At 35.4% G+C, this 11531-nt stretch carries 10 protein-coding genes; 8 read left to right on the forward strand and 2 right to left on the reverse strand.

Features of this window, described 5'->3' with window-relative positions:
• The 4 genes from KTQ83_RS06015 (at position 1) to KTQ83_RS06030 (ending at position 3950) form a co-directional block, all read left to right on the forward strand.
• Complete coding sequence (locus KTQ83_RS06015) at positions 1 to 603, forward strand: AAA family ATPase (RefSeq protein ID WP_186999172.1); 603 nt, start codon at positions 1 to 3, stop codon at positions 601 to 603.
• A gap of 45 nt (positions 604 to 648) precedes the next feature.
• Complete coding sequence (gene deoD, locus KTQ83_RS06020; protein WP_186999171.1) at positions 649 to 1365, forward strand: purine-nucleoside phosphorylase; 717 nt, start codon at positions 649 to 651, stop codon at positions 1363 to 1365.
• Positions 1362 to 2546, forward strand: coding sequence for a phosphopentomutase (locus KTQ83_RS06025; RefSeq protein WP_217255935.1), 1185 nt, complete (start codon positions 1362 to 1364; stop codon positions 2544 to 2546). Before deoD ends, KTQ83_RS06025 begins: the two co-directional genes overlap by 4 nt.
• Before the next feature lie 84 nt (positions 2547 to 2630).
• Positions 2631 to 3950 carry an MATE family efflux transporter gene (locus tag KTQ83_RS06030; protein WP_217255934.1) on the forward strand — a complete coding sequence of 440 codons (1320 nt, stop codon included), beginning with the start codon at positions 2631 to 2633 and terminating at the stop codon, positions 3948 to 3950.
• A 6-nt stretch (positions 3951 to 3956) separates the two neighbouring features.
• Here the strand turns inward: KTQ83_RS06030 and KTQ83_RS06035 are convergent, their stop codons facing one another.
• Positions 3957 to 4691: a TrmH family RNA methyltransferase gene (locus KTQ83_RS06035; protein ID WP_217255933.1), complete on the reverse strand. Its 735-nt coding sequence runs from the start codon at positions 4689 to 4691 to the stop codon at positions 3957 to 3959.
• 302 nt (positions 4692 to 4993) lie between these two features.
• Here KTQ83_RS06035 and pheS point away from each other — a divergent pair, with 302 nt between their 5' ends.
• The 4 genes from pheS (at position 4994) to KTQ83_RS06055 (ending at position 10734) form a co-directional block, all read left to right on the forward strand.
• The gene (pheS, locus tag KTQ83_RS06040; RefSeq protein ID WP_117925624.1) at positions 4994 to 6028 is read left to right on the forward strand and encodes a phenylalanine--tRNA ligase subunit alpha; all 1035 of its coding nucleotides are present in this window, start codon (positions 4994 to 4996) and stop codon (positions 6026 to 6028) included.
• 12 nt (positions 6029 to 6040) lie between these two features.
• On the forward strand, positions 6041 to 8428 hold the full coding sequence (pheT, locus tag KTQ83_RS06045; RefSeq protein ID WP_217255932.1) for a phenylalanine--tRNA ligase subunit beta: 2388 nt from the start codon (positions 6041 to 6043) through the stop codon (positions 8426 to 8428).
• A 94-nt stretch (positions 8429 to 8522) separates the two neighbouring features.
• Positions 8523 to 10004 carry a glycerol kinase GlpK gene (gene glpK / locus KTQ83_RS06050; protein ID WP_217255931.1) on the forward strand — a complete coding sequence of 494 codons (1482 nt, stop codon included), beginning with the start codon at positions 8523 to 8525 and terminating at the stop codon, positions 10002 to 10004.
• Positions 10005 to 10020: 16 nt separating this feature from the next.
• Positions 10021 to 10734, forward strand: coding sequence for an AAC(3) family N-acetyltransferase (locus KTQ83_RS06055; protein ID WP_217255930.1), 714 nt, complete (start codon positions 10021 to 10023; stop codon positions 10732 to 10734).
• Here the strand turns inward: KTQ83_RS06055 and KTQ83_RS06060 are convergent.
• The gene (locus KTQ83_RS06060; protein ID WP_217255929.1) at positions 10718 to 11164 is read right to left on the reverse strand and encodes a GAF domain-containing protein; all 447 of its coding nucleotides are present in this window, start codon (positions 11162 to 11164) and stop codon (positions 10718 to 10720) included. The genes KTQ83_RS06055 and KTQ83_RS06060 overlap by 17 nt on opposite strands.
• Between the last annotated feature and the right edge of the window lie 367 nt (positions 11165 to 11531).

Below are 11531 nucleotides of genomic sequence, written 5' to 3' on the forward strand. Positions count from 1 at the left end.
ATGTCATATAATATTTGGGCTGCCGCAAAAACAAGAAATGGCTTAGCCGCAGATGAAGTGATTTCTACACTTCAAAAAAGCATTCGACGCAATAAAGTAGAAGAAGCATGTCAAGCTGCTTATGAATTATATATCACAGGACCTTTGTTTTTAGATAAGCTATGGCGTCGATTACTAACAATTTCAGTTGAAGATATTGGTTTTGGAAATTTACAAGCTGCTGTGCAAGTCAACACATTAAATGAAGTACGAAAATCGTATGCCTATGATGATGGAGATCAGCCAATGTATTTTATCCATGCGATTCGTTTACTTTGTGCAAGTACAAAAGATCGTTCAAGTGATTATTTGAAAAATATTATTATTAAAGAAGCAGCCATGGGAAAAATCATGGAAGTTCCAGATATCGCCTTGGATAAACACACTAAACGTGGACAAGAAATGGGACGTGGATCAAAGCACTTCTTTGAAGAGGGAACAAAGGTCATTCCCCAGTTGAAAATTGATAATGATTATCGTGAAAGATATGGTAAAATTTTAGAGAAGTATGATCCAAATCATGTTGTACCGAATGCATTTAAGTATAACCCAGGACAATATTAAGATGGAAAGACCAGCTTCGACTGGTCTTTATTTTAGGAGGAAATTATGTCAACAGCACACAATAACGCAAATAGAGAAGATGTCGCGAAAGTTGTTTTAATGCCAGGCGATCCTTTAAGAGCCAAATTGATTGCCGAAAATTTTTTAAAGGATGCCGTATTATTTAATGATGTACGAGGTATGCTTGGATATACAGGTACTTATAAAGGAAAAAGAGTTTCTGTCATGGGAAGTGGTATGGGTATGGCCAGCATGGGAATTTATTCGTATGAACTTTTTAAATTCTATGATGTAGATGCCATTATACGAGTTGGTAGTACAGGAAGTTATTCTGAAAAATTACCAATGAAGTCTGTAGCTTTAGTCAAAGGAAGTTATTCAGAATCTACCTATGCCTTAGCACAAAGTGGTGATACAGATACAATGCAATATCCAGATGAAGATTTAAATAAGTTGATTGAAAGTGTAAGTCAAGAAGTTTCAATTCCTGTTGTAAAGACAAACACACATTCTAGTGATGTTTTCTACTATGAAGGGGATTTGGAACAACCAGAAAAAATGGTTGAAGAGCAAGATGCACTTTGTGTCGAAATGGAGAGTTTTTCCCTATTCCACAATGCTAAGGTATTGAATAAAAAGGCAGCTTGTTTATTAACTGTATCTGATTCTTTATGTACACATGAACATTTAAGTACTGAAGAAAGACAAACATCTTTTAATGAAATGATTACCCTTGCCTTAGAAAGTGCAATTCGTTTATGAAATACAAAAAAATAGTTTGTGTCGTTATTGATTCTTTTGGGATTGGACAAGCTACAGATACCAAAGAATTTGATGATGTAGGTGCCGATACTTTTGGACATATCCTAGAATATCGCCCGGATTTAAAGATAGATAATCTATATCAATTAGGTTTAGGAAATCTTCATTCGAGTGGTAAAGCTTTACAATCAAAAGGCTATGCTTGTAAGATGCATGAGGCGAGCTGTTCCAAAGATACAATGACTGGTCATTGGGAAATGATGGGAATTCATACGACAAAACCTTTTAAAACATTCACTGAAAATGGTTTTCCTGATGAATTGGTTCAGGAATTAGAAAGATTAACTGGCCATGTCTTTATTGGAAATAAAAGTGCAAGTGGAACGGAAATCTTAGATGAATTGGCCATGGAAGAAATTCAATCGGGTGGAAAGAAATTGATACTTTATACATCTGCTGATAGTGTTCTACAAATTTGTGGACATGAAGAAGTGACTGGACTTGATGAATTGTATCGTGTTTGTCAAATTGCTCGAGAAATAACTTTAAAACCTGAATATAAAGTAGGAAGAGTTATTGCACGTCCTTATGTAGGAAATTCGGTGGGTCACTTTACACGCACTAGCAATCGTCATGATTATGCGTTGTCTCCATCGAGTAAAACCGTTTTAGATGTGTTAAAATCTCATTCATTGGATGTGATTAGCATTGGTAAGATTTCTGATATTTTTAATGGACAGGGAATCACAAAAAGTATTCATTCGACTTCGAGTCATGAGGGTATGCTTCAAACTATTGAAGAAATGAAAAAAGATTTTACAGGTTTATTATTTACGAACCTTGTGGATTTTGATGCCAAGTGGGGCCATCGAAGAAATGTTTCTGGATATGCTGATGAGCTTGAAGATTTTGATCTTTTATTAGGCCAGCTACTTGGTGTTATTGATTCAGATACAATGTTGATCATTACGGCCGATCATGGAAATGATCCAACCTATAAAGGAACGGATCATACTCGAGAGTGTGTACCATGTTTAATGTATTCACCTAGTATGAAAGAACATGGAATATTGGACGATTCAAGTTCGTTTGGGGTTCTTGGTGCAAGTGTTTTAGATAACTTTGATTTATCAAAACCATCAGATTTGATTGGTGAGTCTATTCTTGATTTGACAAAATAGAAAAAATATATTAACTTATTTTAGCATTTATTTTCGTTTTGGTATCCCCTATGAAACTGCCAAAACATAGGGGAGGTAATTTTTATGAACAAAATGGAACATATGGAAATCAAACAATTGGTGGTTTCTATGAGTTTGCCCATCATCATTTCGATGGTGATCCAGGCTTTATATAATATTGTCGACAGTATCTTTGTCGCAAAGGTATCGAGTGATGCACTAACCGCTGTATCTTTATGTTATCCGGTACAAACCATTATGATTGCGATTGCATGTGGTACAGCCGTTGGCTTTAATACATTGCTTGCACGATACTTAGGCGAAAAGAAATTTGATTATGCGAATAATACAATGATGCATGGAATCTTGTTAGGACTTGTGAATGGACTTGTCTTTTTAGTTTTGGGTTTACTTTTTTCTAATGTATTCTTATCTTTGTTTACATCAGATCAAAATGTAATTCCATTAGCCAATACGTATATTCGTATATGTACGATGTTTTCATTTAGTGTCTTTGTACAAATCATTTTCGAAAGAATTATGCAGGCAACAGGAAATGCCATTTATAACATGGTTATGCAAGGAGCAGGAGCCATTATTAATATTATTCTAGATCCAATCTTGATCTTTGGATGGTTTGGTCTACCTGAAATGGGTGTTGCCGGAGCTGCCATTGCGACCGTTATTGGACAGTTTTGTGCCATGCTTATTGGATATGTAATTACGAAGGTAAAAATAAAAGAATTGGATATCCATATGCGTAATTTTTCCTTTTCTACACCTATTCTTTGTAAAATCTATAAAGTAGGAGTTCCTGCCATCTTAATGCAGTCTGTATTAAGTTTTATGACTGTTTTTATGAATATGATTCTAGCACCAATCTCAGCTATGGCGATTACTGTCTTTAGTGTTTACTATAAATTACAGAATTTCTTGAATATGGCAGTGCTTGGAATCACCAATGCCTTGATTCCAATTGTTGCCTATAATAATGGGGCTAACAGAAAAGATCGAGCAATTGAAGCTATACAATTTTCTATGATTTTATCGATTTTTATTATGGCTGTAGGAACAATTGTATTTCAATTATTCCCTAAACAATTATTAGCCATGTTTAGTGCGAATGACCAGATGTATGGATTAGGAATACCCGCATTAAAAATCATTAGCTTAAGCTTTGTGTTTGCCGGTATCAGTATGGTACTATGTGCTGCCTTCCAGGCTTTAAATAAGGCAAATACTTCATTAGTGATCACTTTGGCTAGACAATTAGTCATTTTGATCCCATTGACATATGGCTTAATGAAGTGTTTTGGCATTCATGTAGGTTGGTATGCCTTTGTTGTTACGGAATTTATATGTACCATGTATTCATTATTTGAATGGAGAAAAATGAAAAGGTAGCATTCGCTACCTTTTTGCGTATTTAAATGTATACATACATATGGATGTGGCAATGGCCACGTTTAAACTTTCGAAAGTTTCCATTTCAATTTTGACAATATGATTACTTAAATCAATCAATTCCTTGCGCACACCCTGTCCTTCATTACCAACTAGAATTGCGTATTTTTTACTTGGCTTAATATCTTGAAGATTCTTGTGATTATCATGTAGAGCTGTGGCATACACTTCAATATTTCTTTCTTGAAGCTTTTTAATTTTTTCTACTAAATCCGTTTGGATAACAGGAATATAGAAAAGGGCTCCTTGACTAGACTGAATCGTTTTTGGGTTGTAGATATCGGCACAACCCTTTGACATATAAATAGAGTCAATGCCAAAAGAATGAGCGGTTCTTAAAATCGTACCTACATTTCCTGGATCTTGTACATTATCTAGTAATAGAATATTTTCTTCTTTTTCTGGCTTTAAGTTTAGTTTTTTACATAAACCAATCATCTTTGAATTTGAATTCTGGTTTGACAATTTGTTTAATACTTGTTGCGTTACGGTTTCATAGTTAAACTCTATTGGACATTCGAGTCCTTCAAGGATAAATAATTCTTGTAGAGCATTTGCGTTAAATGCTTCTTTAATCATATGTTCGCCTTCGACGAGAAATAAATTTGTCTTATCTCTTTCTTTTTTTTGAATCAGTTTGGCGTATTCTTTTATTTTCTTATTGTTTATTGATTGAATCATAAGAAAATATTACCATACTTCGGCTTGAAAAAAAACATGGACTTCGATATAATTTGAAATGTTAAAGCAATGAGAAGACATAGTAACTATTTAACGCTTAGATTAGAGAGTAAACCGATTGGTGAAAGGTTTATATGAGTAGGGATAGTGAATTCACCTTTGAGCAAGAGTTAAAACCTCTTCCGTTTCATACGGTTATCATGGTTAATTAAGTGTGTCTATCAAGACGAAGCAAGATGGTAACGCGGCAGTAGTCGTTCTTGCGTCGTCTTTTTTTTGTTTTTAGGGAAAGGAAGAACAACATGAAAACAATCGAAGAGCTTTTGCAGGAAGCTACACAAAAAATTCAAGATGTCAAAGATTCATCTTCATTGAATGATTTACGTGTCTTGTATCTAGGTAAAAAAGGACCTGTTCAAGAGTTGATGAAGGGTATGAAAGATTTGTCGAAAGAAGAAAAACCTATCTTTGGACAAAAGGTTAACCAATTAAAACAAGATCTTTCTAAGATGATTGAAGAAAAGAAAGAACAATTAGCAGCTTTAGAAATGCAAAAAAAGATCGAATCTGAAAAAATCGATATTACATTACCTGGTCGTAAACCAGAATTAGGGAATGCGCACCCATTAAATTTGGTACGCCAAGAATTGGAAGATTTATTCATTGGTTTAGGTTACCAAGTTATTGAAGGTGACGATATTGTGGATGATGAATATTGTTTTGAAAGAGCCAATATTCCTAAAGATCACCCAGCACGTGATATGCAGGACTCTTTATATATTGATCCAAATCGTTTATTGAGAACACATACTACGGCCATTCAGATGGTTGTATTAGAAGAAAGTGCACCAAATTTACCAATCAAAGTTGTATGTCCAGGTAAGGTATATCGCCGTGATGATGATGATGCAACGCACTCTCACCAATTCATGCAGATGGAAGGTTTAGTTATTGGTGAAAAGGTCACTTTAGCGGACTTAAAGGGAACTTTAGAATTTATGGCCAGAAAGTTATTTGGTCAAGATCGTCAGATTCGTTTTAGACCTAGTTATTTCCCATTTACAGAACCAAGTGTAGAAGTCGATGTTTCTTGTCACATTTGTAATGGAAAAGGATGTCCAACATGTAAAGGTACTGGATGGATCGAAATTCTAGGTGCTGGAGAAGTGCATCCAAATGTATTAAAGATGGCTGGTTATGATCCAGAAAAATGTAGTGGTTTTGCGTTCGGTGTAGGTGTTGAGCGTGTTGCGATGTTGAAGTATGGCATTGATGATATTCGTCATTTCTATACAAATGATAAACGATTCAATTCTACATTCAAACGTTATGAGTAGGAGGATTTAAATATGCGTATTTCAAGAAAATGGTTTAATCAATTTATGGATGTACAAGATCTTTCTATTGAAGAAATGGCAAAACGTATTACAGATGCGGGTTTTGAAGTAGAAGGTATTGAACATTTATCGCAAGGAACAAATTTAGTGATTGGTCACGTTGAAACTTGTACGGAACACCCAGACAGTGATCACTTGCACTGTACAACTGTCAATGTAGGAAATGAAGTTGTCAATATTGTATGTGGCGCACCCAATGTGGCTGCAGGACAAAATGTAATTGTTGCACTACCAGGTGCTGTTTTACCTGGTGGAGAAATCAAGAATGGTGTGATTCGTGGTGTTGAAAGTAATGGTATGATCTGTTCATTACTTGAACTAGGGGTAGATCCAGCTAGTTTAGATGATGATCAAAAGAGCGGTATTGAAGTATTACCTGCTGATGCGCCTGTAGGAAATACAGATCCACTTGGCTATTTAGGTTTAGATGATGAAGTGTTAGATATTGGTTTAACGCCAAATCGTAATGATTGTTTAGCTGTATTTAATATGGCAAAAGAAGCGGGGGCCATCTTAAATCGTGAAGTTAAACTTCCAAATTATGAAGGTGTTAGTGATGTAGGTACACCTAGTAACTTGCATGTTGAAAGTACAACATCAAAATGTCCATTATTCTATGGCAAAGTTATTAATCATTTAACAATCAAGGAAAGTCCAAAATGGATGAAAGAATTATTGGCGGCTAGTGGTGTAAAATCAATTAATAATATTGTCGATATTTCAAATATCGTTATGTTAGAAACAGGGCAACCAATGCACTTCTATGATGCGAAATCTTTGCCAAGTCAAAGTATTGTCGTAGCCGATGGCTTTGATGAAGAATATACAGCCTTAGATGGTGTGACTTATAAATTACAACCAGAAGATATCGTCATCACAAATCAAGGTAAACCAATCGGTATTGCCGGTGTTATGGGTGGAGATGATTCTAAGATTTTAGATACAACGGATTCAATTATTATTGAATGTGCAATTTTCGATCATGTTGCGATTCGTAATACAGCACGCCGATTAAATTTATCAACGGATGCGAGTGTTCGTTACCAAAAAGGTATTGAGCCATTAGCTAGTAAAAAAGCATTGGATCGTGCCGTTCAATTGTTGATTGAATATGCGGATGCGACAGGTATTGAAGAAACAGTTCAATATGGACAGGTTCCTTATGAACCAAAATCAATTTCTTGCACTTTAGAAGCTATTAATAATCGTTTAGGCACTGACTTTAACTTAGATGAAGTTGTCGATGTATTTGCACGTTTAGACTTTGAACCTGAAGTAACTAATGATTTGATTACTTGCCACATTCCAAGTTCAAGAACCGATATGGAAGGTATGGCCGATCTAAGTGAAGAAGTTATTCGTATGTTAGGTTATGATCGTTTGCCAAGTACGCTTCCAGTTATGCCTATGACAGAAGGTAAATTAACGTATAAACAACAATTGACTCGTCAAGCACGTCAATTCTTATGTGCTCAAGGTTTACAAGATTGTTTAACGTATACTTTGGTTAGTACAGAAAAGAAAGACAATGCGATTTTTAATAATGATGAAGCAATCGAACTAGCTAGTCCTATGAGTGAAGAGCGTCGCTACATTCGTACAAGTATTTTGCCAAGCTTATTAGATGTTGTTTCTTATAACCGTGCTCGTAATATCAAAGATATCAATGTCTTTGAATTGAGTGATGTAGCTGGTGTAAGTGGTGCTAAAATGCATTTAGCTATTGCCATGAGTGGAAATTTACAACAAACTCGTTGGACAAGTGATGTAACACCAAGCGATTTCTACACATTAAAAGGTTTAGTAGAAGCTTTCTTTGAACAAATTGGTATTGCAGCTCAAAGAATTTCATTTGTAGAAAATGATATGGATACAACACACTTCCACCCATATCGCAGTGCTAAGATCATGTTAGGAAAAGATTGTGTTGGATTATTAGGTGATATTCATCCTCAATATGGTAAGAATATTGTGATGGCTGAACTTGATTTTGATGCGTTGATCGATGTGAAGAAATCCAAAATCAAATTCACTCCAGTTTCAAAATATCCAAGTGTATCTCGTGACTTGGCATTCGTTTTAGATCGTACAATGCCGGTACAAAAGGTAGTGGACACAATTAATAAACAGGGTCGTTTAAATAAAGAAATGATCATTCGTGATGTAGAAGTATTTGATGTTTATGAAGGTGAACACGTAAATAAAGATGAAAAATCTGTTGCGTTATCGATCACATTCCAGTCGGATTCTCATACATTAAAAGATGAAGAAATCAATCAAGTGTTTGAAGCTATCCTTGAACATATTCAAAAAGATTGCAACGCAACACTTCGTAGTTAAGAGATGTTTTTGACATCTCTTTTCTTTTGTCCACGAAATCTTGTAAAGAGCTTACAAAAAGATTAAAATAAGACATATAAGGAGATTTTTTTCTATGCAAAAATATATTTTAGCAATCGACCACGGAACAACAAGTACGCGTGCTGTTTTATTTGATAAAGCAGCCAATGTGGTTGAGATTGCCCAAAAAGAAACGACAATATCTTACCCGCATCCAGGATGGGTAGAACAAGATGCCAATGAGATTTGGTTGGCGTGTTTGGCCGTGATGAGTGAGGTCATCTTAAAAAGTAAGATCCGTCCAGAACAAGTGGCTGCCATTGGAATAAGTAATCAGCGTGAAACAAGTGTTTTATGGGATGCATCAACAGGGCTTCCTGTAAATCCTGCCATTGTATGGCAGTCTAAACAGACAAAGAGTATTTGTGATAGTTGGAAGGAAAAAGGGTATGAAGATGTTGTGAAGGCGAAAACGGGACTCCGTATAGATCCTTATTTTTCTGCAAGCAAGATTCGGTTTATTTTTGATCAAAATCCAGTTGTCTATGAAAAGGCAAAAAAAGGCGAAGTGTTATTTGGAACAATGGATAGCTGGATCGTATGGAAGTTATCGGGTTCCTTAACGCATATTACGGATGTATCGAATGCGAGTCGTACTCTATTGTTTAATATTCATACGTTATCTTGGGATGAAGAATTATTAGAAATGTTTGATATTCCTAGACAAATCTTACCGGAAGTCAAACCGACATCCTATGTGTATTGTAAGACAGCTTCGTATCATTTTTTTGGTCAAGAAGTTCCAATTTGTTCCGTTGTAGGTGATCAGCAGGCGGCTTTATTTGGTCAAGGCTGCTTTAGTGCGGGTGACATTAAGAATACATATGGAACAGGTGGTTTCATGTTGATGAATACGGGCGATAAAATCGTCGAATCAAAGAATAGTTTATTGTCGACGGTCGCTTGGCAAATTGGTAATCAAGTCAATTATGCTTTAGAAGGAAGTATTTTTGTTTCAGGTAGTTTAATGAAGTGGCTTCGTGATCAGTTGCAGTTATTTGAAAATACAAAAGATACGCAGGGCATGGCAGAAAGTGTTGAAAATACAAATGGTGTCTATATTGTACCGGCCTTTGTAGGGTTGGGGGCTCCATATTGGGATGATGCTTGTCAGGCAACTATTGTTGGTTTAACTTTTGGAGCAAATAAAAATCATATTGTTCGCGCAGCCTTGGAATCTATGGCCTATCAGTCAAAAGATGTATTAGAGGCAATGAAGCAAGACAGCCAAATTGAGATTTCATCGTTGAAGGTGGATGGTGGAGCTGCTGCCAATAATTTCTTGTTGCAGTTCCAGAGTGATTTACTTCAAATGCCTGTTCAACGTTTTAAGACCAATGAATTAACCGCTTTAGGTGCAGCTTATTTGGCAGGACTTTCTTGTGGGTATTGGACACAAGATGAGCTTGGGGTAGATCTTCAAAAAGAGTTTGTGCCTAAAAAGAGTGATGAAGAAATGGATAGCTTGTATTCAAACTGGAAAAAGGCGGTAAAAACTTGCCAGAGTTATAAATAAAAGTTAGAATATTGGCATGGAAATTTATACAAAAGAAGATTTTAAACAAATATTTATCGACTTGGGCATTGAAAAGGGGAGTAAAATTTTATTAGAAGCAGATCTATCTTGTTATAGTGGCTTGGTGGGTAACTATCAAATGCTGATAGAAACACTGCAAGAATTGATTGGAGATACAGGTTTATTGTGCATGCCTTGTTTCTCATATTCTTGTCTGGATCCTGCTTGTACGGATACGATATATCCTTTCGAAAAATGGAAAGAAGTGCGTGAAAACTTGCCTGGCTACCATGTGATGTACACGCCTAGTGAAATCTATCAAGAGTGCACAAATTTGTTTTTGCATTATAAAGATGTATATCGTTCAAATCATCCTGTATATAGTTTTGCGTATTGGGGATGTTTTGATGAAAACCTGTTAAAGGTGGATGTCAATGATGCTCTAAGTTTTAATGGAAGTCTTTCTTTCTTGCATGAAAAAAAGGCTTGCAACCTTCTAATTGGTGTATCACCAGAAAAGAGTTTAATGGTGCAGGCACTTTCAAATGAGTATCAACTGGGTAAGACTGTTGTACAAAGAGCTTTTATTCATTCGAAGCGTCAATTGACAAAGTCATTTCTTGTTCAAATTGTAGATGATGACTTATCTAGAGATTTACTGGATGGTTTGACGGTTCTACAAAGTGATTCGAGTCTAGATGATATCTTCGTACTTAGAAAAGAGGAATAAAGAATTCGCAGATCTTTTCTAAGGTGGCTTGGTCTTCTTTTGAGAAGTTATTGAATTCAAAAGAATCAACATCTAAGATGGCAACGAGTTTGTCATCTTTTTTTACAGGAATACAGATTTCAGAATTGGAAGCACAATCGCAGGCAATGTGACCTGAAAATTTATGTACATCTTCAATTCTTTGTGTTTCTTGTGTTTTAGCGCAAGTACCTACAACACCTTTTCCATATGGTATGCGTGTACAGGCAACTTTTCCTTGGAAAGGTCCTAGAGTACATTCGTTGTTTGTTTCATCACAAATGTAGAAGCCTAGCCAATTGATGTTTTCCATTTCATGATAGAGCAGAGCTATTAAATTTGAAATATTTGCGATGTTTGGCAGTGTATCATCGATTAAATAACTGCATTGTTCAATTAAAATTTCATTCATTTTTATCACCGTACTTATTTTACCAAAAAATGTATAAAATTAGTGACTTTTGTCATTGAAAAAAAGCTTTTTTTTAAGTAGTATATAAGTGTAAATAAAGCTTTTATTTAAAAGGCTTAGGGAATTTGGGATTGATACTAATACTTCTGCAAGAATAACAGACAGTAAAATTGATAGCGCGAATCATTTTTGGTGTCAAAAACAAATTTTGACGGAGAGAAGATTCTAGTAGGCTTGACGGGGCTGAATGAATCTTCTTTTCTTTTTTTTAAAAATTTAAAAAAAGGGGTTTACAGGATGGAAATGATTTGATAATATAGATGAGCACTGCTGAGGTGCAGATGATCTTTGAAAACTGAACAGGAAA

Origin of the sequence: Holdemanella porci (genome assembly GCF_019052655.1) — a bacterium.
GTDB classification, from domain to species: Bacteria; Bacillota_I; Bacilli_A; order Erysipelotrichales; family Erysipelotrichaceae; genus Holdemanella; species Holdemanella hominis.